Source organism: Streptomyces sp. DSM 120436, from assembly GCF_055778765.1.
In genome coordinates this window covers 843,075-862,851 of the sequence record NZ_JBSKBS010000002.1, presented here as the reverse complement: position 1 = coordinate 862,851, position 19,777 = coordinate 843,075, and the positions used below count along the sequence as shown (strand labels likewise).

At 73.6% G+C, this 19,777-nt stretch carries 22 protein-coding genes and 1 pseudogene; 6 read left to right on the top strand and 17 right to left on the bottom strand.

Annotated elements, in window-relative coordinates; translation table 11 throughout:
• Positions 1 to 62 precede the first annotated feature (62 nt).
• From ACWH4W_RS25870 to ACWH4W_RS25855, 4 genes are all read right to left on the bottom strand, one after another.
• Entirely contained in the window at positions 63 to 1,076 is a 1,014-nt protein-coding gene (locus tag ACWH4W_RS25870; protein ID WP_473078251.1) for a hemolysin family protein, read from the bottom strand.
• Complete coding sequence (locus tag ACWH4W_RS25865; RefSeq protein WP_473078250.1) at positions 1,073 to 2,458, bottom strand: hemolysin family protein; 1,386 nt, start codon at positions 2,456 to 2,458, stop codon at positions 1,073 to 1,075. The genes ACWH4W_RS25870 and ACWH4W_RS25865 overlap by 4 nt, the downstream gene beginning before the upstream one ends.
• A 156-nt stretch (positions 2,459 to 2,614) precedes the next feature.
• Complete coding sequence (locus tag ACWH4W_RS25860) at positions 2,615 to 3,052, bottom strand: GNAT family N-acetyltransferase (protein WP_473078249.1); 438 nt, start codon at positions 3,050 to 3,052, stop codon at positions 2,615 to 2,617.
• Between the two features lie 356 nt (positions 3,053 to 3,408).
• On the bottom strand, positions 3,409 to 4,245 hold the full coding sequence (locus ACWH4W_RS25855; RefSeq protein WP_473078248.1) for an ABC transporter ATP-binding protein: 837 nt from the start codon (positions 4,243 to 4,245) through the stop codon (positions 3,409 to 3,411).
• A 197-nt stretch (positions 4,246 to 4,442) separates the two neighbouring features.
• Between ACWH4W_RS25855 and ACWH4W_RS25850 the strand changes: the two genes are divergently transcribed.
• Both ACWH4W_RS25850 and ACWH4W_RS25845 read left to right on the top strand, forming a co-directional pair.
• Positions 4,443 to 4,682 carry a toxin-antitoxin system HicB family antitoxin gene (locus ACWH4W_RS25850; protein WP_473078247.1) on the top strand — a complete coding sequence of 80 codons (240 nt, stop codon included), beginning with the start codon at positions 4,443 to 4,445 and terminating at the stop codon, positions 4,680 to 4,682.
• 3 nt (positions 4,683 to 4,685) lie between these two features.
• Complete coding sequence (locus tag ACWH4W_RS25845) at positions 4,686 to 5,060, top strand: fic family toxin-antitoxin system, toxin component (protein WP_473078246.1); 375 nt, start codon at positions 4,686 to 4,688, stop codon at positions 5,058 to 5,060.
• On the opposite strand, the gene ACWH4W_RS25840 is transcribed toward ACWH4W_RS25845, so the two are convergent.
• From ACWH4W_RS25840 to bioB, 4 genes are read right to left on the bottom strand one after another with little or no spacing between them, the layout of a single operon-like run.
• On the bottom strand, positions 5,061 to 5,759 hold the full coding sequence (locus tag ACWH4W_RS25840) for a class I SAM-dependent methyltransferase (RefSeq protein WP_473078245.1): 699 nt from the start codon (positions 5,757 to 5,759) through the stop codon (positions 5,061 to 5,063).
• A 56-nt stretch (positions 5,760 to 5,815) separates the two neighbouring features.
• Positions 5,816 to 6,544, bottom strand: a complete 729-nt coding sequence (gene bioD, locus ACWH4W_RS25835) for a dethiobiotin synthase (protein ID WP_473078244.1) — start codon at positions 6,542 to 6,544, stop codon at positions 5,816 to 5,818.
• Between the two features lies 1 nt (position 6,545).
• Entirely contained in the window at positions 6,546 to 7,826 is a 1,281-nt protein-coding gene (locus ACWH4W_RS25830; protein WP_473078243.1) for an adenosylmethionine--8-amino-7-oxononanoate transaminase, read from the bottom strand.
• Positions 7,819 to 9,045 carry a biotin synthase BioB gene (gene bioB / locus ACWH4W_RS25825; RefSeq protein ID WP_473078242.1) on the bottom strand — a complete coding sequence of 409 codons (1,227 nt, stop codon included), beginning with the start codon at positions 9,043 to 9,045 and terminating at the stop codon, positions 7,819 to 7,821. Before bioB ends, ACWH4W_RS25830 begins: the two co-directional genes overlap by 8 nt.
• Before the next feature lie 148 nt (positions 9,046 to 9,193).
• Here bioB and ACWH4W_RS25820 point away from each other — a divergent pair, with 148 nt between their 5' ends.
• Positions 9,194 to 10,321 (top strand): 8-amino-7-oxononanoate synthase, encoded by a 1,128-nt coding sequence (locus ACWH4W_RS25820; protein ID WP_473078241.1) that lies wholly within the window; start codon positions 9,194 to 9,196, stop codon positions 10,319 to 10,321.
• A 100-nt stretch (positions 10,322 to 10,421) separates the two neighbouring features.
• On the opposite strand, the gene ACWH4W_RS25815 is transcribed toward ACWH4W_RS25820, so the two are convergent.
• Both ACWH4W_RS25815 and ACWH4W_RS25810 read right to left on the bottom strand, forming a co-directional pair.
• Positions 10,422 to 10,646: a DUF397 domain-containing protein gene (locus tag ACWH4W_RS25815; RefSeq protein ID WP_473078240.1), complete on the bottom strand. Its 225-nt coding sequence runs from the start codon at positions 10,644 to 10,646 to the stop codon at positions 10,422 to 10,424.
• A gap of 9 nt (positions 10,647 to 10,655) precedes the next feature.
• Complete coding sequence (locus tag ACWH4W_RS25810) at positions 10,656 to 11,516, bottom strand: helix-turn-helix domain-containing protein (protein ID WP_473078239.1); 861 nt, start codon at positions 11,514 to 11,516, stop codon at positions 10,656 to 10,658.
• Positions 11,517 to 11,728: 212 nt separating this feature from the next.
• Between ACWH4W_RS25810 and ACWH4W_RS25805 the strand changes: the two genes are divergently transcribed.
• Positions 11,729 to 12,202, top strand: a complete 474-nt coding sequence (locus ACWH4W_RS25805; protein ID WP_473078238.1) for an ATP-binding protein — start codon at positions 11,729 to 11,731, stop codon at positions 12,200 to 12,202.
• A 200-nt stretch (positions 12,203 to 12,402) separates the two neighbouring features.
• Here the strand turns inward: ACWH4W_RS25805 and ACWH4W_RS25800 are convergent, their stop codons facing one another.
• The 3 genes from ACWH4W_RS25800 to ACWH4W_RS25790 form a co-directional block, all read right to left on the bottom strand.
• Positions 12,403 to 12,876, bottom strand: coding sequence for a C40 family peptidase (locus ACWH4W_RS25800; protein ID WP_106415300.1), 474 nt, complete (start codon positions 12,874 to 12,876; stop codon positions 12,403 to 12,405).
• 547 nt (positions 12,877 to 13,423) lie between these two features.
• Positions 13,424 to 13,729: a hypothetical protein gene (locus ACWH4W_RS25795; protein WP_473078237.1), complete on the bottom strand. Its 306-nt coding sequence runs from the start codon at positions 13,727 to 13,729 to the stop codon at positions 13,424 to 13,426.
• 7 nt (positions 13,730 to 13,736) lie between these two features.
• Positions 13,737 to 14,372 (bottom strand): ATP-dependent Clp protease proteolytic subunit, encoded by a 636-nt coding sequence (locus ACWH4W_RS25790; protein ID WP_473078236.1) that lies wholly within the window; start codon positions 14,370 to 14,372, stop codon positions 13,737 to 13,739.
• Between the two features lie 64 nt (positions 14,373 to 14,436).
• Here ACWH4W_RS25790 and ACWH4W_RS25785 point away from each other — a divergent pair, with 64 nt between their 5' ends.
• The gene (locus ACWH4W_RS25785; protein ID WP_473078235.1) at positions 14,437 to 14,724 is read left to right on the top strand and encodes a type II toxin-antitoxin system Phd/YefM family antitoxin; all 288 of its coding nucleotides are present in this window, start codon (positions 14,437 to 14,439) and stop codon (positions 14,722 to 14,724) included.
• 66 nt (positions 14,725 to 14,790) lie between these two features.
• On the opposite strand, the gene ACWH4W_RS25780 is transcribed toward ACWH4W_RS25785, so the two are convergent.
• Positions 14,791 to 15,516: a lysophospholipid acyltransferase family protein gene (locus ACWH4W_RS25780; RefSeq protein WP_473079262.1), complete on the bottom strand. Its 726-nt coding sequence runs from the start codon at positions 15,514 to 15,516 to the stop codon at positions 14,791 to 14,793.
• 197 nt (positions 15,517 to 15,713) lie between these two features.
• Here ACWH4W_RS25780 and ACWH4W_RS25775 point away from each other — a divergent pair, with 197 nt between their 5' ends.
• A complete protein-coding gene (locus tag ACWH4W_RS25775; protein ID WP_473078234.1) occupies positions 15,714 to 16,169 on the top strand; it encodes an RpiB/LacA/LacB family sugar-phosphate isomerase in 456 nt (151 codons plus the stop codon).
• 395 nt (positions 16,170 to 16,564) lie between these two features.
• Here ACWH4W_RS25775 and ACWH4W_RS25770 read toward each other — a convergent pair.
• The 3 genes and pseudogenes from ACWH4W_RS25770 to ddaH form a co-directional block, all read right to left on the bottom strand.
• A pseudogene (locus ACWH4W_RS25770) lies at positions 16,565 to 17,433 on the bottom strand (alpha/beta fold hydrolase).
• 230 nt (positions 17,434 to 17,663) lie between these two features.
• Positions 17,664 to 18,890, bottom strand: a complete 1,227-nt coding sequence (gene rocD / locus ACWH4W_RS25765; protein WP_473078233.1) for an ornithine--oxo-acid transaminase — start codon at positions 18,888 to 18,890, stop codon at positions 17,664 to 17,666.
• Complete coding sequence (gene ddaH / locus ACWH4W_RS25760; RefSeq protein WP_473078232.1) at positions 18,887 to 19,699, bottom strand: dimethylargininase; 813 nt, start codon at positions 19,697 to 19,699, stop codon at positions 18,887 to 18,889. The genes rocD and ddaH overlap by 4 nt, the downstream gene beginning before the upstream one ends.
• Between the last annotated feature and the right edge of the window lie 78 nt (positions 19,700 to 19,777).

The following is a 19,777-nucleotide window of genomic DNA, read 5'->3' as shown; positions in this document are numbered from 1 at the left end:
GCGAGCCCGGAGAAGCCGGCTCCGCGCCCCGGCAGCCGGCTTCCCGCGTCCGGGGGAACCGCTCAGGCCCGCTGCCCGAACAGCTCCCGCAGCACGTCCTCCATCGTCACCAGCCCCGCCAGCCGCCCGTCCGTCCCGAGCACGGCCGCCAGGTGCGTCCGGCTGCCCCGCATCGCGGTGAGCACGTCGTCCATCGGCGTGCTCTCCCGGATCCGGGCGATGGGCCGCATGTCCCGCAGCCGGAACGGCATGTCCCGCGGCGAGGCGTCCAGGGCGTCCTTGACGTGCAGATAGCCGACGATCCGCCGTTGCTCGTCCACCACCGGGAACCGCGAGAACCCGGACTCCGCCGCGAGCCGCTCCAGCTCCTCCGGCGTGACGCCCAGGCGCGCGTAGACCACCCGCTCCAGCGGCATCACCACGTCCCGCACCGGACGCCGGCCCAGCTCCAGCGCGTCGTTCAGCCGCTCACGGGCCCGGTCGTCGATCAGACCCGCCTCGCCGGAGTCCTTCACGATCTGCGCCAGCTCGGCGTCCGAGAAGGACGCGGCCACCTCGTCCCGCGTCTCCACCCGCAACAGCCGCAGCAGCGTGTTCGCGAAGGCGTTCACGGTGAAGATCACCGGGCGCAGCGCGCGGGACAGCGCCACCAGCGGCGGACCCAGCATCAGCGCGCTGCGCACCGGCTCCGCGAGCGCGATGTTCTTCGGCACCATCTCCCCGAACAGCATGTGCAGGTACGTGGCGAGGGTCAGCGCGATCACGAAGGACACCGCGTGTCCGGCGCCCTCGGGGAAGCCCACCGCGTGGAACACCGGTTCCAGCAGGTGGGCGATGGCCGGCTCGGCGACGATGCCGAGGACCAGGGTGCACAACGTGATGCCCAGCTGCGCGGCCGCCATCAGCTGGGACACGTGCTCCAGGCCCCACAGCACCCGCCTGGCGCGCCGGTCGCCCTCGTCGGCGTGCGGCTCGATCTGGCTGCGGCGCACCGAGATCAGGGCGAACTCCGCGCCGACGAAGAAGGCGTTGGCGACCAGGGTGGCCAGGCCGATCAGCAGTTGCACGGCGGTCATCGGCGGGCTCCCGGGTCGTCGTGGAGGCCGGCGGACGCGGATCCGTCACCGTCCGGCCGTGCGGTCCGGGCGTCGTCGTCGCGGGGCGCGCGCAGCAGCACGCGCGCCGCGCGGCGGCCGGAGGCGTCCGCGACCTCCAGCCGCCAGCCGGCCACCTCGACGGCGTCACCGGCCTCCGGGATCCGGCCCAGCTCGGCGGCCACCAGCCCGGCCAGCGTCTCGTACGGCCCCTCGGGGGCGCGCAGCCCGACCCGCGCCAGCTGGTCCAGCCGTGCGGAGCCGTCGGCGGAGAACAGCTCGCGGCCCGCCTCGTCGGTGCCGGTGCGGGCCAGGTCGGGCGTCTCGTGCGGGTCGTGCTCGTCGATGACCTCGCCGACGACCTCCTCCACGATGTCCTCCAGGGTGGCCACCCCCGCCGTGCCGCCGTACTCGTCGATGACGACGGCCATGGTGCGGCGGCCGGACAGCCGGTCCAGCAGCCGGTCGACGGTGAGCGACCCGGGCACCAGCAGCGGTTCGCGCATCAGCTCCGACACGGGCACCTCGGGGCGGCGCCCGGCGGGCAGCGCGAGCACGTCCTTGACGTGCGCCGTGCCGACGACCGAGTCCAGCGTCCCGCGGTAGACGGGGAACCGGGACAGCCCGGTCGCCCGGGTCACGTTCGCCACGTCCTCGCAGGTCGCGCTCTCCTCCAGGGCGATGACCTGGACGCGGGGCGTCATCACGTTCTCCGCGGTCAGGTCGGCGAGGTTCAGCGTGCGGACGAACAGCTCCGCGGTGTCCGGCTCCAGGGCGCCCTCCTTGGCGGAGTGCCGGGCCAGCGCGGCCAGCTCCTGCGGGCTGCGCGCGGACTCCAGCTCCTCGGCCGGCTCCAGCCCGATGCGGCGCACCATCCGGTTGGCCGAGTCGTTCAGATGGGTGATGAACGGGCGGAACGCGGCGCTGAACCAGCGCTGCGCGTTGCCCGCCCGTTTGGCGATCGCCAGCGGCGAGGAGATCGCCCAGTTCTTCGGCACCAGCTCGCCGACCACCATCAGGAACACCGTCGACAGGCCCGTGCCGATCACCAGCGCCAGCGAGCGCGCCACCGGGCCGGAGACGCCGATGTCCCGCAGCGGGCCCGTGATCAGCGCGGCGATCGACGGCTCGGCCAGCATGCCGACCACCAGGTTGGTGACGGTGATGCCGAGCTGCGCCCCGGAGAGCTGGAAGGTCAGGCTGCGGACGGCCTTGAGCGCGCCGGCCGCGCCGCGCTCGCCGCGCTCCACCGCCCGCTCCAGGTCGGAGCGCTCGACCGTGGTCAGGGAGAACTCGGCGGCCACGAACACCCCGCACAGGAGCGACAGCAGGATCGCCGCCAGCAGGAGGAGCACTTCGGTCATCGGGTCACCTCCGTCCCATCGTCGGACAGGACGGAATCGGACGCGCGATGTCGGCAACCGGAGGCGGGCCCACGGGCGGAGACACAACCTTTCATGGGGGACCGAGTGGCCCCCACCGGGTAAAGGATGGGCAAAGTCCGGTCGGCGGGCCGTGGATCACCCGGTCAGGGGCTTCACCCAGCGCCGCCACCGTTCCTCCGGCGCATACCCCGCCGCGGCCCACGCATGATGGGCGGTCTCGTTGCGCTGCAGCACCATCGCGTCCGCGCGGCGCCCGCCGAGCGTCACGAACCGCTCCTCGGCGGCGGTCAGCAGCGCCGTGGCGATCCCCTGGCGGCGGTGCTCCGGGTGCACCGCCAGGCGGTACAGGTGGCAGCGCCACCCGTCGAAGCCGGCGATCACCGTGCCGACCAGCTCGCCGTCCCGCTCGGCGAGGATCAGCGCCTCGGGGTCGCGGGCGACCAGCCGCTCCACGCCGTCCCGGTCGTCGCTGATGCTCGTGCCCTCGGCGGACGTCTTCCAGAAGGCCAGCACCGCGTCGAGGTCGTCGGGGCCGGCGGCCCGGGTCCGCGGTGCGCCCGGCAGTTCACTCATGCGCCCGATTCCAGCACGGCGGACCGGCCGTGAGCACGGATTTCCACGATGCGGACCGGCCGCGCGAAGGGACCGCGCGCGGGGCGCGCTCATGGGCGGCGGCCTCCGGCACGTTCGTCCGCGACGCCCGCGGCGCCGGGTGATCTCCGGCGGGAACGGCCTGAAGGCGGCGTTCCGGACGACGCAGTCCGCGCCCGGCGTCTTGTCGGTCCGCTCGCCGGAGGACCGCGACATCTCGTCGGAGGACCGCGACATCGAGGCGCCGGCCACCGACGACCCGCCGACCGGGGCCCGGCCCCGGCCGTCAGCGTGGCGGGTGCGCGAGGAAGCCGCGCGGGGTGGCCTCCAGCGCGGCGTCAGTCCTCCTCGCCGTCCGGCGACGCGACGCCGCCACCGGACGCGTCCGGCTCCGTCGCCGCGCGCACGACGTCGAACCGCTTCATCCGTTCCAGGACCGACTCCGCCGTGGGCCGTCGCATCTCGTCCACGATGCGGCCGTCCGCGAGGAACAGGACCAGGTCGGAGTGGGCGGCGGCGCCGGGGTCGTGGGTGACCATGACCACCGTCTGGCCCAGCCGGTCCACCGCCTCCCGCAGGAAGCCCAGCACCTCGAGGCCGGCCCGCGAGTCGAGGTTGCCGGTCGGCTCGTCGGCGAAGATCAGCTCGGGCCGGGAGGCCAGGGCACGCGCGCAGGCCACCCGCTGCTGCTGGCCGCCCGACAGTTGCGCGGGCCGGTGCTTCAGCCGGTCGCGCAAACCGAGCGTGTCGATGACCCGGTCCAGCCACTCCTCGTCGGGCTTCCGCCCGGCGATGTCCATGGGCAGGGTGATGTTCTCCCGCGCGTTCAGCGTGGGGATCAGGTTGAACGACTGGAACATGAACCCGACGCGATCCCGCCGCAGCCGGGTCAGCTCACGGTCCTTCAGCCCGGTGATCTCGGTGCCGCCGAGCCACACCTGGCCGGCCGAGACGGTGTCCAGCCCGGCCAGACAGTGCATCAGCGTGGACTTCCCGGAGCCCGACGGTCCCATCACCGCGGTGAAGCGCCCGCGCGCGACGTCCACGTCCACCGAGTCGAGGGCGGTCACCGCCGTCTCGCCCGAGCCGTACGCCTTGGTCAGACCGCGGGCGCGGGCCGCGGTCCCGTCGGCCGACGCGAGGCCCGGGGCGTGCTCCGCAGCGGGTGTGGACAAGGCGGCCTCCTCGGTGCGAACAACCGGGTCGAGCATGTCGCGCCGACGGTAAGGCCGCCCGGTGCGCCCGGAACATCCCCCGTGAGTGCCGGACCGTCTCCGTCCCGGGTCTGGTCCCGGACTCCGATGTAAGGGACACATGGGCTCGCGCGCCGGCTCCCTTGCCGCTGCTGGCGTCCCGGCGCTAGCTTCGAGGCATGGCGAAGACTCGGCTGAACGTGCGCGTGGACGAGGACACCGCCCGCGCGGCCCGGGAGCGCGCCCTGGCGCGAGGCATCAGCGTCAACCGCTACATCGAGGAACTGGTCCGGCAGGACACCGGCGAGTCCGGACGCGCCTTCGTCGAGGCCGCCGCCGACTTCATGAAGCAGTACGAGAGCGTCTTCGCCGAGGAGTTCGGCAGGGACCGCGAGGGCGCGCGCGAAGGCCACCGCTGACCCTTGGACCACGTACGCATCGACCTCGCCTGGCTGCTCATGCTCGCCGAGCGGCAGACCCCCGGCGACCCCCAGGTCACCGACTGGGGTGCCCTCGTCGCCGCCGTCGCCCGTCATGACGCCGAGATATTCGACGTCCCCGTCTACGGCACCCCGCACAGCCGCGCCGCCGCGCTGCTCCAGCTGCTGATCCACGTTCCCGCGCTGGAACGCTCCAACGCGCTCTTCGCCTCCGCCGTCGCGTACGCCTACCTGGTCGCCAGCGGGCTGAAGGTCGTCACCTCGCCCGAGCAGGTGCGCGACCTGGCCCGCCTGGTCAAGACGGGCGACGCGGACGTCGACGCCATCGCGGCCGAACTGCGCCGCTGGTGCGCCTGATCACCCGCCGTCGGCCCCCGCACCGGCGAGGGGCCGCCACGCGGTGCCGATGACGCAGAACGACTGCGGCAGCGCGGGCCCCTTCTCGGGGATCGTCATGCGCCGGTAGGGGCCCAGCTCGAAGCCCGCCCCGCGCAGCGCCCCGACCGGGTCGCGGGACAGATGGCAGCCGCCCGCCAGCGGCGGCCACACCGTGCGGTCCAGCGCCCGCTGGGTCGCGTGCATGACCCGCCCGCCGCCCGCGCCGTGCTCGAAGAACCGCACCTCGCCACCGGGCCGCAGCACGCGCCGCACCTCCGCGAGCGCCCGCCGCACGTCCCGCACGCTGCACAGCACCAGCGACAGCACCGCCGCGTCGAACGCCTCGCTCTTGACGGGCAGCGCCTCCGCCACCCCGGGCGCCACGTCCACCGGCATCCCCGCCCGCAGCGCCGCCTCCACGGCCAGCGCGCGCAGTGCCCGCTCCGGCTCCATGGCGACGACCTCCGAGACGGTGCCCGGATAGTGGGCGAAGTTCAGGCCGTTGCCCGCGCCGACCTCGATCACCCGCCCGGACAGGCCGCGGAGCAGCCCGCGCCGTACGTCCGCCATCCCGCGGCTCTCGGCGGCGGCGCTGCAGCGGGCGTAGCAGCGGGCGAAGACGGGGTGGTGCACGGGATCCCGCACCGCCTGCGCGGAGCGGGGGGACCGCACCTGCATGGGGACCTCCCCGGGTCGGGCCTACGGCGATTCTCCCCGTCGGCCCGCCCGGCGAATCACCGTGTGCGGGCCGGCGCCGCGCGCGTGCGGAACGCCTCCGCGTCCCAGGTGCCCTCGAGCCGGGGCGCGAGCCAGTGCGGTGCGGCCGCCCGGAAGACGGCCGGGTCCAGGCGCCCCGCGCCCTCGGGGACGGCGCCCAGCAGCGGGACGCCGGTGACGTCCGGCAGGTCCAGCAGGTTGCAGCGTTCCGCCAGACCGGGGTCCGCCGGCCAGCTCCCGATCACCACCCCCACCGGCTCCAGTCCGCGCCCGCGCAGTTCCCGGACCGTCAGCTCCGTGACGTTGAGGGTGCCCAGTGCGGCGGAGGCCACCACCAGGACCGGCGCGCGCAGCAGGTCCGCCGCGTCCGCCAGCGTCCCGCCGGCCGCGTCGAACCGGACCAGCAGACCGCCCGCGCCCTCCACCAGCACCAGGTCGTGCTCGGTGGCCAGCTTGGCGGCTCCTTCGGCGATCTCGTGCGGGTGCACGGGCGCCCGGCCCGCCCGGCGGGCCGCCGTGCCGGGCGCCAGCGGCTCGGGATAGCGGGCCAGCTCGGCCGGTGTGACCGGTCCGGCGAGCCGCGCGACCTCCGCCGCGTCCCCGGGCTCGTCCGGGCCCACGCCCGTCTGCGCGGCCTTGAGCACCGCCACCGAACGGCCGCCCGCCAGCGCCGTCGCGGCGACCGCGGCCGTCACCACGGTCTTGCCCACCTCGGTGTTCGTGCCCGTCACCACCAGCACCGGCATGTCATCCCTCCTTCGCCGCCGCGCACACCGCGCGGGCGATCCGCGCGACGTCCGCGTCACCCGTGACGTACGGCGGCATCGTGTACACCAGATCGCGGAACGGCCGCAACCAGACGCCCTCCCGCACCGCCGCCCGGGTGGCCGCGGCCAGGTCGACGTCGTGATCGAGCTGGACGACCCCGATCGCTCCCAGCACCCGTACGTCCCGCACCCCGGGCAGCCCGGCGGCCTCCGCCAGCCCCTCGCGCAGCCCCGACTCGATGCGCTCGACCTCCGCGCGCCAGTCCCGGCCGAGCAGCAGCTCGACGGAGGCGCAGGCCACGGCCGCCGCCAGGGGGTTGCCCATGAAGGTCGGGCCGTGCGCCAGCACCGGCACCTCGCCCCGCGAGATGCCCTCGGCCACCCGCGAGGTGCACAGGGTCGCCGCCATCGTGAGGTAACCGCCGGTCAGCGCCTTGCCCACACACATCACGTCCGGCGACACGGCCGCGTGCTCCGCCGCGAAGAGCGTGCCCGTGCGGCCGAACCCGGTGGCGATCTCGTCGAAGACCAGCAGCACGTCGTGCTCGTCGCACGCCTCCCGCAGCACCCGCAGATACGCGGGGGAGTGGAACCGCATCCCGCCCGCGCCCTGCACCACCGGTTCCACGATCACCGCGGCCAGTTCACGGGCGTGCCGTCCGACCAGCTCCCGCAGGTGGCCGGCGTACTCCTCCTCGTACGGGCCGGGCGGGGCGTCGGCGAACACCTGGCGCGGCAGCACCCCGGACCACAGGTCGTGCATCCCGCCGTCCGGGTCGCACACCGACATCGGGTGCCAGGTGTCGCCGTGGTAGCCGCCCCGCCAGGTCAGCAGCCGCCGCTTCTCGGGGCGGCCCAGCGAACGCCAGTACTGCAGGCACATCTTGACGGCGACCTCGACCGACACCGACCCCGAGTCGGCCAGGAAGACGTGCTCCAGGCCGTCCGGCGACACGTCGACGAGGAGCTTCGCGAGCCGTACGGCGGGCTCGTGCGTGAGCCCGCCGAACATCACGTGGCTCATCCGGCCGAGCTGGTCACGGGCGGCCTCGTTGAGCACCGGGTGGTTGTAGCCGTGGATCGCCGACCACCAGGACGACATGCCGTCGACCAGCTCGCCCGACCCGTCGGCGAGGGTCAGCCGGACACCGCTCGCCGACGCGACGACGAGCGGCTCCTGACGCCCCGGCATGGGCCCGTACGGATGCCACACGTGCCGCCGGTCGAGCTCCAGCAGCGCGGCGACGGACGTGTCAGGCATTGGGCGCGAGGTCCGTTCCCGCGCCCCGGCGACGCACGGCCACCAGGCCGGGACGCGGCTCGTCCGCCGGGGCGGCGGGGGCGGACGTGGCGGCGGGGGCCGTTCCGCAGACGCCGCCCTCGTGGGAGCCGCAGCCACCGCCTTCGTGGGGGCCGCAGCCGCCGTCCGCGTGGGTCCCGCGGCCGGCCCCGTCGTGCGCGCCGCACCCCGCACCCGCCCGGTGTCCGGGCAGGGTGACCTCTCCGGCGCCCTCCACCTCGAACCCGGCGTCCGCGATCATCTCCAGGTCCGCCCTGCCGGCCTGGCCCTCGCTGGTGAGGTAGTCGCCGAGGAAGATCGAGTTGGCCAGGTGCAGCGCGAGCGGCTGCATCGTGCGCAGATGCACCTCGCGGCCGCCGGCGATCCGCACCTCGACGTCCGGGCAGACGAACCGCACCATCGCCAGGATGCGCAGGCAGCGCTGCGGGGTGAGGTTCCACTCCTTGGCGAGCGGGGTGCCCTCGAACGGGATCAGGAAGTTGACCGGCACCGAGTCCGGGTCCAGCTCACGCAGCGAGAACACCACGTCGACCAGGTCCTCGTCGGTCTCGCCCATGCCCGCGATCAGCCCGGAGCAGGCGGAAAGACCGGCCGCGTGCGCCTTGCGCACCGTGTCGACCCGGTCGGCGTAGGTGTGCGTGGTGGTGATCTCCCCGTACGTCGACTCGGACGTGTTGAGGTTGTGGTTGTAGGCGTCCGCGCCCGCCTCGCGCAGCCGCTCCGCCTGGCCGTCCGAGAGCAGGCCCAGGCAGGCGCACACCTCGACGTCCTGGTTCTGCTCCTTGATCGCCTTGATGGTGTCGGACACCCGGTCCACGTCCCGGTCCGTCGGGCCGCGGCCGCTGGCCACCAGGCACACCCGCTTCGCGCCGCCGGCCAGCCCCGCGGCGGCCGCCCGGGACGCCTCGTCCGGCTTCAGCCAGGTGTACTTGAGGATGTCGGCCGTGGAGCCGAGCCGCTGGGAGCAGTAGGAGCAGTCCTCCGGGCACAGCCCGGACTTGAGGTTGACCAGATAGTTGAGTTTCACCCGGCGGCCGAACCAGTGCCTGCGCACCTTCCCGGCCGCGGCCACCACGTCGAGCAGGTCGTCGTCGGACGTCGCGAGGACGGCCAGCGCCTCGGCCCGTGTCGGCGTCTCGCGTCGAAGCCCTTTGTCCACCAGCGTGTTCAGCAGGTCCATGGGAGCCGATCCTGTCCTACCGGGGCCGTCCTGGCCAAGGAGACTCCGGACAACAGAGCCGTCCGGCGGTGTGGGTATCACCACACCGTGGCGGGGGGTGCCCTGCCGCTAATGTCTGTGCACTGCCTACAGAATCCCCGGAGGACCCATGGCGTTCGGCTGGATCGACGAGCAGGCGGAACTGCGCCGCAGGGCCGGGCTCGTCCGCACCCTGCGCCCCCGGCCGGCCGGCACGCCGCTCCTCGACCTGGCGGGCAACGACTACCTCGGCCTCGCCCGCCACCCCGAGGTCACCGAGGGGGCCGCGCGGGCGGCACGCACCTGGGGCGGCGGCGCGACCGGCTCCCGGCTGGTCACCGGCACCACGGAACTGCACGCCGAACTCGAGCGCGAACTGGCCGACTTCTGCGGCTTCGAGGCCGCCCTGGTCTTCTCCTCCGGCTACGCGGCCAACCTCGCCGCCGTCACCGCCCTGGCCCCGCACGGCTCGCTGATCGTCTCCGACGCGGGCAACCACGCCTCGCTGATCGACGGCTGCCGGCTGGCCCGGGGCGCGACGCAGGTGGTGGCCCACCGCGACCCGGACGCCGTGCGCAAGGCGCTGGACGGTCACGAGGGCCCGGCGGTGGCGGTGTCGGACACGGTGTTCTCGGTGGACGGCGACGCCGCGCCGCTCGCCGCGCTGGCAAAGGCGTGCCGGGAGCACGGCGCGGGTCTGGTGCTCGACGACGCGCACGGGCTCGGTGTGCTGGGCGACGGCGGCCGGGGCGCCCCGCACGCGGCGGGGATCGCGGGCGACGGGGACGTCGTCGTGACGGTGACGCTGTCCAAGTCGCTCGGCAGCCAGGGCGGGGCGGTGCTGGGTCCGGCCCGGGTGATCGGCCATCTGGTCAACGCGGCGCGGACGTTCATCTTCGACACCGGTCTCGCCCCCGCGGCGGCGGGCGCGGCCCTGACGGCGCTGCGGCTGTTGCGCCGCGAGCCGGGGCGCGCGGCGCGGGCGGCCGAGGTCGCGCGCGACCTGCACGCCCGGCTCACGGCCGCGGGCCTGGAAGCGGTGCGTCCGGACGCCGCGGTCGTCTCCGTGCGCGCTCCCTCCCCGGAGCAGGCCGTGCGTTGGGCGGCCGACTGCCGGACGGCCGGTCTGTCCGTGGGCTGCTTCCGTCCTCCTTCCGTGCCCGACGGCATCTCACGGCTCAGACTGACCGCCCGGGCGGACCTGTCCGGGGCGGAGATCGAACGCGCTGTACGGGTGATCGGCGAAACGCGGCCATGAGTCGGCGGGGCACGGCCGTGTGTCGCGCGAGGTACGGATGACCGGCCGGACCGGCTGAACCGGCCGGACGGTTCGGATCAGGGACGGGGACGGGGCCGGATCAGTGGACCGCCGTCAGGAAACGCGCCCAGGCGTCAGGGGGGAAGAGCAGCGCGGGCCCGTTCGGGGCCTTGCTGTCGCGCACGGCGAGCAGTCCGGCCGACGGGCCGGCGGTCGGCCGGGCCGTCTCCACGCAGTTGTTCGCCCCCGTGCTGTGACTGCTGCGCAGCCACCGCACGCCGCGCAGGGCGAGGCTGGACGGGATGGTCCGGGGCGGTGCGGGCATCGTGCCTCCTTACGCGCCGGCCGCTGCGCCGGCGATGAATTCCGACGATTCCTCGGGTGAGAGGGCGTGGCTCGCCAGGGCCTCGAAGGCCTCCGAGTACGCCCGGAGGTCTTCTTTCCGTTCCAGGTAGTGACTAGTCGTCAGATGGTCGTGGACCACCACATCCAGGTCAGAAGTGCGCGGGAACGAAAGGATGACGAAAGGGCCCATGACGCCGATGTGCGCGCCCGCGCTGAACGGCAGGACCTGTAACCGGACCTGAGGCAGCCGGGACGCCTCGACCAGCCGGTTCAGCTGGCGCGACATCACCTCGGGGCCGCCCACCTCCCGGCGCAGCACGGCCTCGTCCAGCACCGCCCACAGCTCCAGCGGCGGCTCGGCCCGCAGGACGTCCTGCCGCGCCAGCCGCACCTCCACGAGGGCGTCGAGCCGCTCCTCCGACGCGCCCTCCAGGGCGGCCTCGGTCACCGCCCGCGCGTACTCGGGTGTCTGCAGCAGCCCGGGGACGACGGTGGTCTCCAGGGTGCGCATCGCGCTCGCCTGCGACTCCAGGCTGATGAAGTCCCGGTAGGTCGGGGGCAGTACACCGCGGTACGCGTGCCACCAGTGGTGCCGCCCGTCGCCGTCGCCGGCGCCCGACAGCACCAGCAGCAACTCCCGCAACTGCGGGTCGTGCACACCGTAGGCGTCGAGAAGCAACCGCACGTCGGCCGGTTTCACCCCGCTCGTGCCCGTCTCGATCCGGCTCACCTTCGACTGGTGCCAGCCCGCCAGCCGGGCCGCGTCGCCGCTCGTGAGTCCGGCCGCGATGCGCAGCGCGCGCAGTTCGGCGCCCAGTTTCCTGCGGCGCACCGCGGGGCCGTGCTGCATGGGCCTCTCCTTACCCCTTCCGGGCCGCCCGGATACGGTCCCCCAGGGCAGAGTTCACCGCTTTGAGCGACAGATATATGCATATCTTGGTGGATCGCCGCGCGGCGCCCTGCGGTGATGGCAGTCTGGCGACGAAGCACCAGTGCGGGACCGTACTCGAACCAGCCGCTCCGTGTCGGACCGCGGTTCCGTGGGAAAGGGACGACGTCGCCATGGCAGACCATCTGGAAGCATCCGTCACTCTGCCGAGCGATCCCGCCTCGGTCTCCGCCGCGCGGGCCCATGTGGCCGGCACGCTGGCGGGATGGGGGCTGCCACCGGACGCCGAACTCTGCGACACCGTACGGCTCATCGTCTCCGAGCTGGCCACGAACGCGGTACAGCACACCTTCGGGCAGTCGCCCACGTTCACGGTGGACGTCGTCCTGGTCCGGGAGGAGCGGGTGCACATCGGGGTGACGGACAGCCATCCCGGGTTCCCGAAACGCCTTCCGGCGGCGGTGCAGCAGGACAACGGGCGCGGTCTGGTCATCATCCGCTGGCTGACCGCGGAATGCGGCGGCCGTCTGAGGATCCGCCCCACCCGTGAGGGCGGCAAGACGGTCGCCGTCGAACTCCCGTGGCCGGGCGCCGCCCCCGGCCGGCCCACGGAGACCGTCATCGCCGCGGTTCCGCAGGAACCATGACGCCACGTCACGGGCGGCGGGGCGGCCGAGGAGGCTCCGGGAGACGCCGGGGGACGTCGTGAGGGGCCCGGGGCGTGTCGTCCCGAGGACGAGGACGACGCCGTGCGGACCCCCGGCGGGATGCCACGCGGGCGTCGGGCCCGCGTGGCCGGTCGCGGCTCGGCGGCGGCGCTCCCGCGGGCGCCGGCCGCCTCCGCCCGTCACTTCACGCGGCCGTACCAGACGCTCTTGGTCCAGATCTTCTGCAGCCGCACCACGTCCCCGGTCTTCGGCGCGTGCCAGATCTTGTTGTTACCTGCGTAGATCCCGACGTGGTAGACGTAGCTGCCCGAGTGGAAGAACACCAGGTCTCCGACCTTCCGGCTGCTCTTGGAGATGTGGCGCGTCTTGTTGTACTGCTGGGCGGCCGTGCGGGGGAGCTTCTTCCCCACCTTCTTGAACGAGTACAGCGTCAGGCCCGAGCAGTCGAACCGGTTCGGTCCGGTCGCCCCCCACTGGTACGGCGCTCCCTTCTTGGACGCCGCGACCTTCAGGGCCTTGGTGCCCACGGTTGCCGCCGCAGCCTCCCCGGCCGCTCCCGGAACCACGATGGAGCCGCCCACGGCGGCGAGGGTGAGGGCCGAGGCCGTGCCGGCCCGGGCCATGAGAGACGGGACACGATTGAGCGCACTCATGCGCAACCCTTCGTCAGCCGCCTGTGAAGGATGACCTGTCGGATTCGGGCTGGCGAAGTAGCCCGGCCGCTCACGCGGCTTCACCCCAAGGGCTGCTCGGTGCGCGTGTTGTCCGCGTACCGGCGACCCGTCGTGCCTGGGTCCTCCACTCCTGCCGATCCACTCCTGTCGACCGGTCATCCGGGCGGCGGCAGGACTCGGCGTCCGCCCGGATCGCCCCGCCGCGGCGGCGGGGTCTTGTCGTCAGTCAGGGATCTTGGCTCATGACATGGCCGATTTCCCAACGGAACGGGGGGTTTGTGTTGTTACTCACCACTCAGCCGTTCGGGTGGACAGTCGTCCGTTCGAGCCGCCGTCAAGAGGGCGTGGGAGGCCAGGACCAGCGGTGGAATGGTCAATTCCGCCCCTCGGCGGGGCCGGACGCGCAAGTGCGACGGCCCGAAAACAGGAGGTTCGTCTACGCCGGACGGGGGTAAGCCGTTCGGTCCGTTTCAACCCGTTGCGGGGCAGCTCGTCGAGGGGGCCCGCCGCTTCGCGCCCGCTCCCGTCAACTTCCCGCCCGCGGAGGCAGCGTGACCCTGGCCGTACGCCGCTCGCCGTCCAGCACCTGCAGGGCGCGCGCCAGGGTCTCGGCGTGCAGTTCGGTCTCACCCCGTCGGTGCATCAGGGCCAGCGCGTCGCGCAGCGCGACCGCCGTGCCGACCAGCGCCTGGGCCGCGCGCAGGCTTCGGTAGGTGTCGTCGCCCTGGGCCGGATTGACCCGGCCCAGCAGGTCGACGACCTCCAGGTAACGGTCGATCAGCTCGGCCTCCGCCCGGGTCAGCGCGGGCAGCGGCGGCAGTTCCGGCAGCATCCGCGGCTCACCTCGCGCCGGTCGCGGTGCGGGTGGCCCGGCGGTGCGGCACGATCCGGTCGGCGAGGCCGTGGTCCACGGCGGCCTGCGCGTCGAGCACCAGGTCCCGCTCCAGATCCGCCCGCACCCGGTCCACGGGCCGGCCGGTGTGCCGGGCCAGCATCTCCTCCATGCGGGCCCTGACGCGGGCCAGCTCCCCGGCCTGGACCGCCAGGTCGCTCGCCCTGCCCTCCACCGGCTCCGGGGGTGCGGGCTGACGGAGCACCAGCCGGGAGCCGGGCAGCACGTACCGCTTGCCCGGGGTGCCCGCGGCCAGCAGCAGCGCGGCCGTCCCCTCGGCGCGGCCCAGGCAGACCGTCTCGATGTCGCAGGTGACGTACGTCAGGGTGTCGTACAGCGCGGACAGGGCGTGGAACGGGCCGCCGGGGGAGTTGACGTACAGCGAGACGTCGCGGTCCGGGGCGTGATGCTCCAGGTGCATGAGCCGGGCCGTCACGTCGTTGGCCGCGGTCTCGTCGATCCGCGTCCCCAGGACGACGATCCGCTCCTCCAGCAGCCGCGCGTACGGGTCGGACGTCCGGTGCCCGGACGCCGTGCGTGCGGTGAACTCGGGCAGGACCTGGCGGGCGGGCGGTCGCGTCATGGTGCCCTCCTGTCTCGTTGTCTGTAAAAAATGTACAGGACGTACGTGACGTTATGATGGTCCCATGGCTTACGAGATTCCGGTGACCCGGGCCAGGGCCGAGCTCGCCGACCTGATCAACCGCGTGGTGTACGGCGGTGAGCGGGTCGTCGTGACCCGGCACGGGAAGCCGCTCGTCGCCCTCGTCTCCGCCGATGACCTGCGACGACTCGACGAACTGAAGGAGGCGCCGGACCCGGCGGAGGAGCCGGTGATCAGCACGGTGGCCGGCGTCCGCGAGGTCGCGTCCGCTGCCCGCGAACACCATCGCTTCGGCATCGCGGCGGAACACAGGGGCGCGGCCGGCTCGTGACGCCGGCCCCCACGGCAGTGAGGGGCGGCCGGAACGCTCCGGCCGCCCCTCACCCGGGTCCGGCGCTCACCGCAGCGGCATGCGCGGCGTGCGCCGCTTCTCCTCCGCCTTGCGTCCGGCCTCCGCGGCCTTCACGTCGGCCGCGTACCGGTCGACGTACTCCTGCCCGGAGAGGGAGAGGATGGCGTACATGATCTCGTCCGTGACGGCGCGCAGGATCGCCTTCTCGTTCTCCATGCCCGCGTAGCGCGAGAAGTCCAGCGGCTCGCCGAAGCGGATCACCACCGGGTGGATGCGGGGGATCTTACGGCCGGGCGGCTGCGCCTCGAACGTGCCGATCATCGCGCAGGGGACCACCGGGACGCCCGCCTTGAGCGCCATCGCCGCCACGCCGACCTTGCCCTTGTAGAGGCGGCCGTCGTGCGAGCGGGTGCCCTCCGGGTAGATGCCGAGCAGTTCCCCCTCGCTCAGCACCCCGAGGCCCTCGCGGATCGCCGCCTGCCCGGCCTCCTTGCCGGAGCGGTCGACGGGGATCTGCCCCGCGCTGTGGAAGAAGAACGCCGTCAGCCGTCCCTTGAGGCCGGGACCGGTGAAGTACTCGGCCTTGGCGAGGAAGGTGATGCGCCGCTTCAGCACGGCCGGCATCAGGAAGTGGTCCGAGAAGGACAGATGGTTCCCCGCCACGATCGCGGCGCCGGAGGACGGGACGTGCTCGAGGCCCTCGATCCGGGGCCGGAAGACCAGTCTGAGCAGCGGGCCCAACAGCACATATTTGAGCAGGTTGTAGAACAAAAGCACGCTCCTCGACTCTGGGAAACGACGGGGTCGCCGCGTTCCAGCAGGTCATCCGGCACGTAGTGAACCGCCAGTCTAGGACCGGGCGACGGGCCCCGGCACCAGGTCCGACGGGAACCGGAACGCACCGCGGCGGAGCACCGGCCGCACGCCGCACGACCGTCACCCGCGCACCGCCCGGTACGCTCGACGGCATGCGGATCTCCGTCTCCTCCGACATGGACGAACCCGTCGCCCGCGCCCTGGTCGGCGAACTCCGCGAGCGCGGCCACGAGGTGCGCGCCCACGGCGCCCTGAGCCCCGGGGACGACCCGCAGTGGGCCGTCTGCTCCGAGGCCGCCGCCCGCGAGGTCGCCGACGGGACGGCCGACCAGGCGGTGGTGTGCTGCTGGACCGGCACCGGCGCCTCGATCGCCGCCAACAAGGTGCCCGGCGTGCGGGCCGCCCTGTGCACCGACGCCTACACCGCCGACGGCGCCCGTCGCTGGAACGACGCCAACGTGCTGGCGCTCAGCCTGCGGCTCACCTCGGAGCCGCTGCTCAAGGAGATCCTCGACGCCTGGTTCGCCGGCCGCCCCAGCGACGACCCCGAGGACCGGGCCAACGTGGACCGCACCATCCGCCTCGACCACGGACGCACCGGCACCTGACGGCGCGGGGGCCCCGTCACCGCCGTACGACGGCCGGCGCCGTGTCGCCCGTGGCGCCGCCCGGCGGCAGCAGCTCCCTCGGCGCCGTGTCCGCAGGCGGCTCCGGGTCCGGCTCACGGTGACGGCACAGAGAGCCCGCCGGGCGCCGCGGCCCGACGTCGATGTCGCCCGTCCGTGCACAGCACCGGGGTCGCACCGGCCGACGTCCCCACCCGGGGACGCGGCCCGCCCGCAGACGGTGCTGAACGCGCCGGACCCCGTTGACGTCCGCACACCAGGCCGGGGCCGGCAGCGCCCGGCACGCCGCCCCGCAGCCGATCGACGCCCGTGCCGCGGCCCGCCCCCCTCGGGGGCGGGGGCAGCGGCTGCTCCGCGGGAGGCGGTGCGGAGGTTCCTCATCCGGGCCGCCCGGCGAAGAAGCCCGCGAGGGAGGACGCGAGCGCTTCCGGCGCCTCTTCGGCCACGTGGTGCCCGGCGTCGATGCCGTGGCCGCGTACGTCCGGGGCCCACCGCCGCCAGATCCTCACCGGGTCCCCGTACAGGTCCTCGAGGTCGTCCCGGAGCGACCAGAGGACCAGTGCCGGGCACCGGATCCGTCTCCCGGCGGCGCGGTCGTCCTCCTCGTGCCGCCGGTCGACGGTGAGGCCGGCCCGGTAGTCCTCCAGCATCGCCCGCACCACGTCGGGGTTTCTCGTGGCCGCGCGCCACTCGTCGTGGTTCTCCTGTCCCATGCTCCGGGGATCGCCGCGGTACCAGCTGTCCGGATCGGCGTTGATGACCCGCTCGGGGATGTCCGGCTGGGCGAAGAAGAACCAGTGCCACCACCGCGTGGCGAACTCGGTCGTCATGCGGGACAGGTGCTCGGTGACGGGCAGACAGTCGATCAGCGCCACTCGCGAGACCGCGTCGGGACGGTCGAGTGCGAGACGCAGCGCGACTCTGCCTCCCCGGTCGTGCCCGGCGAGCGCGAACCGGGCGTGGCCGAGGGAGCGCATGACCTCGACCACGTCACCGGCGACGGCCCGCTTGGAGTGTCCCGCGTGGTCCGCGGTGGGCACCGGACCGGTGGACCGGCCGTACCCCCGGAGATCGGGGCAGACCACGGTGAAACCGTGTCGGACGAGGAGCGGGGCGACGCGATGCCAGGTCGCGGACGTCCGCGGGTGGCCGTGCAGCAGCACCACGGCGGCCCTTCCCCGCCGTGGCGAACGAGGATCGACGCCTCATCGACCTCGACCCGCTCGGTCTCGAAGCCCTCGAACAAGGCCCGGCCCTCCCGCCTTCGTCGACACACCGCCCACGGCACCCGCCGGCCCAGGACGGGTCCGTACGCGCACGCGAGGACCACCGGACCAGCAGACCGCGCGAGCCGGCCCCCTGGCCGGCGAGTGCTGAGCCGGCACAGCCTTCCTCATGCCCCCGCACGTCCCGTGGACACCCCCGCCGGATCCGCCAACGGTGTCGAGAGGTCCGGCGGGGGCGGCGCGGAGGCGGTCAGACCTGACGGCTGAGCACCTTCTCCAGCGTGCGCAGCGCCTCCCGCAGTTCGTCCGCGGTGACGGTCAGCGGCGGGGCCAGCCGGACGGTCGAACCGTGCGTGTCCTTCACCAGGATGCCCTCGCGCATCAGGCGCTCGCTGACCTCCCGGCCGGTGCCGAGGGCCGGGTCGACGTCCACGCCCGCCCACAGACCGCGGCTGCGGAACCCGGTGACGCCCTTGCCGACCAGCGCCTCAAGACCCTCCCGCAGCACCACGCCCAGCTCGGCCGCGCGGCGCTGGAACTCACCCGTCTCCAGCAGCTCCACCACGGCCGTGCCCACGGCGGCCGCCAGCGGGTTCCCGCCGAAGGTCGACCCGTGTTCACCCGGATGCAGCACCTGGAGCACCTCGCGCCGGGCCACCACCGCCGACACCGGGACGATGCCGCCGCCCAGCGCCTTGCCGAGCAGCACCACGTCCGGGACGACCGACTCGTGCTCCACGGCGAGGGTGCGGCCGGTGCGGCCGAGCCCCGACTGGATCTCGTCGGCGACGAACAGGCACCCGGCGCGCCGGGTCAGCTCCCGCACCCCGGCCAGATAACCGTCGTCCGGGATCACCACGCCCGCCTCGCCCTGGACCGGCTCGATCAGCACCGCCGCCGTCGTCTCGTCGACGGCCCCCTCCAGCGCCGCGAGGTCGTTGTACGGCACCACCCGGAACCCCGGGGTGAAGGGCCCGAACCCGGACCGCGCCACCTCGTCCGTGGAGAAGCTCACGATCGTCGTCGTCCGGCCGTGGAAGTTGTCCGCCGCCACCACGATCGTCGCCCGGTCCGCGGGGACGCCCTTCACGTCGTAGGCCCACTTGCGGGCCACCTTGATGCCGCTCTCCACCGCCTCGGCGCCGGTGTTCATCGGCAGCACCGTGTCCAGGCCGGTCAGCGCGGCCAGCCGCTCCGCGAACCCCGCGAGCCGGTCGTTGTGGAAGGCGCGCGAGGTCAGCGTGAGCCGGTCCAGCTGGCGGTGTGCCGCCTCGATCAGCGCCGGGTGCCGGTGGCCGAAGTTCAGCGCCGAGTAGCCGGCCAGCATGTCCAGGTACCTGCGGCCCTCGACGTCCTCCACCCAGGCGCCCTCCGCGCGGGCGACGACCACGGGCAGCGGATGGTAGTTGTGCGCGAGGACCGGCTCCTCCGCCGCGATCAGCTCGGCGGACGAACGCGTACGGGCGACAGAGGTCATGAGCGGATCTCCTGAGTGCAGCACTTGATGCCCCCGCCCGCCTTGTGGAACTCGGACAGGTCGACGGGGACGGGGACGTAACCGCGGTCGGCGAGCCGGGCGGCGAGCGAGGCCGCCCCCGGTGAGATGAACACATGACGGCCGTCCGAGACGGAGTTCAGGCCGAACGCCATGGCGTCCTCCCGGGTGGCGGTCACCGCGTCCGGGTACAGCCGCTCCAGCACCTCACGGCTGCCCGGCGAGAACGCCTCCGGGAAGTACGCGACGTTCTCCTCGTCCAGCACGAACAGCGCCGTGTCCAGGTGGTAGAAGTACGGGTCCACCAGGGTCAGGCCGATCACCGGCCTCCCGAAGAACTCCTGCGCCTCCCGGTGCGCCTCGGGGGCGGTGCGGAAACCGGTCCCGGCGAGGATCCAGCGCCCGGCGGGCACCAGGTCGCCCTCGCCCTCGCACACCGACTCCGGGTGCTGGACGTCGAACCCGTGCGCCTTGAACCAGGCCTCGTACGGCACCGACTCCGGACGCCGCTCCGGGGCGTGGAACCGGGAGCCGAACACACGGCCGTCCACGACGACCGCCGCGTTCGCGGCGAACACCATGTCGGGCAGACCGGGCAGCGGTTCCACGGTCTCCACCGTATGGCCGTGGCGGCGATAGGCGTCGACCAGCGACAGCCACTGCCGCCGGGCGAGTGAGACGTCGACGGGACGGCCGGGACGCATCCAGGGATTGATCGCGTACCGCACGGCGAAGAATCTGGGTTCGCAGACGAGATAACGCCGTGGGCGCGCCACACGTGATCCGGGCACGAAGGGGTTCCTCCGCTTCACACGGTGTCAACAGGGGGTGACTCCACGGTAGGAACCGAGCCGCGCGGCCGACAAGCG

Excerpts from the sequence above, each read along its gene's own strand:
- bioB (WP_473078242.1), bottom strand. The coding sequence starts at position 9,045 with ATGGACCTGCTGAACACGCTGGTGGACAAAGGGCTTCGACGCGAGACG.
- ACWH4W_RS25820 (WP_473078241.1), top strand. The coding sequence starts at position 9,194 with ATGGCGTTCGGCTGGATCGACGAGCAGGCGGAACTGCGCCGCAGGGCC.
- ACWH4W_RS25830 (WP_473078243.1), bottom strand. The coding sequence starts at position 7,826 with ATGCCTGACACGTCCGTCGCCGCGCTGCTGGAGCTCGACCGGCGGCAC.
- ACWH4W_RS25840 (WP_473078245.1), bottom strand. The coding sequence starts at position 5,759 with ATGCAGGTGCGGTCCCCCCGCTCCGCGCAGGCGGTGCGGGATCCCGTG.
- bioD (WP_473078244.1), bottom strand. The coding sequence starts at position 6,544 with ATGCCGGTGCTGGTGGTGACGGGCACGAACACCGAGGTGGGCAAGACC.
- ACWH4W_RS25775 (WP_473078234.1), top strand. The coding sequence starts at position 15,714 with ATGCGGATCTCCGTCTCCTCCGACATGGACGAACCCGTCGCCCGCGCC.
- ACWH4W_RS25800 (WP_106415300.1), bottom strand. The coding sequence starts at position 12,876 with ATGAGTGCGCTCAATCGTGTCCCGTCTCTCATGGCCCGGGCCGGCACG.
- ACWH4W_RS25860 (WP_473078249.1), bottom strand. The coding sequence starts at position 3,052 with ATGAGTGAACTGCCGGGCGCACCGCGGACCCGGGCCGCCGGCCCCGAC.
- ACWH4W_RS25810 (WP_473078239.1), bottom strand. The coding sequence starts at position 11,516 with ATGCAGCACGGCCCCGCGGTGCGCCGCAGGAAACTGGGCGCCGAACTG.
- ACWH4W_RS25815 (WP_473078240.1), bottom strand. The coding sequence starts at position 10,646 with ATGCCCGCACCGCCCCGGACCATCCCGTCCAGCCTCGCCCTGCGCGGC.
- ACWH4W_RS25790 (WP_473078236.1), bottom strand. The coding sequence starts at position 14,372 with ATGACGCGACCGCCCGCCCGCCAGGTCCTGCCCGAGTTCACCGCACGC.
- ACWH4W_RS25850 (WP_473078247.1), top strand. The coding sequence starts at position 4,443 with ATGGCGAAGACTCGGCTGAACGTGCGCGTGGACGAGGACACCGCCCGC.
- ACWH4W_RS25865 (WP_473078250.1), bottom strand. The coding sequence starts at position 2,458 with ATGACCGAAGTGCTCCTCCTGCTGGCGGCGATCCTGCTGTCGCTCCTG.
- ACWH4W_RS25795 (WP_473078237.1), bottom strand. The coding sequence starts at position 13,729 with ATGCTGCCGGAACTGCCGCCGCTGCCCGCGCTGACCCGGGCGGAGGCC.
- ACWH4W_RS25870 (WP_473078251.1), bottom strand. The coding sequence starts at position 1,076 with ATGACCGCCGTGCAACTGCTGATCGGCCTGGCCACCCTGGTCGCCAAC.
- rocD (WP_473078233.1), bottom strand. The coding sequence starts at position 18,890 with ATGACCTCTGTCGCCCGTACGCGTTCGTCCGCCGAGCTGATCGCGGCG.
- ACWH4W_RS25785 (WP_473078235.1), top strand. The coding sequence starts at position 14,437 with ATGGCTTACGAGATTCCGGTGACCCGGGCCAGGGCCGAGCTCGCCGAC.
- ACWH4W_RS25805 (WP_473078238.1), top strand. The coding sequence starts at position 11,729 with ATGGCAGACCATCTGGAAGCATCCGTCACTCTGCCGAGCGATCCCGCC.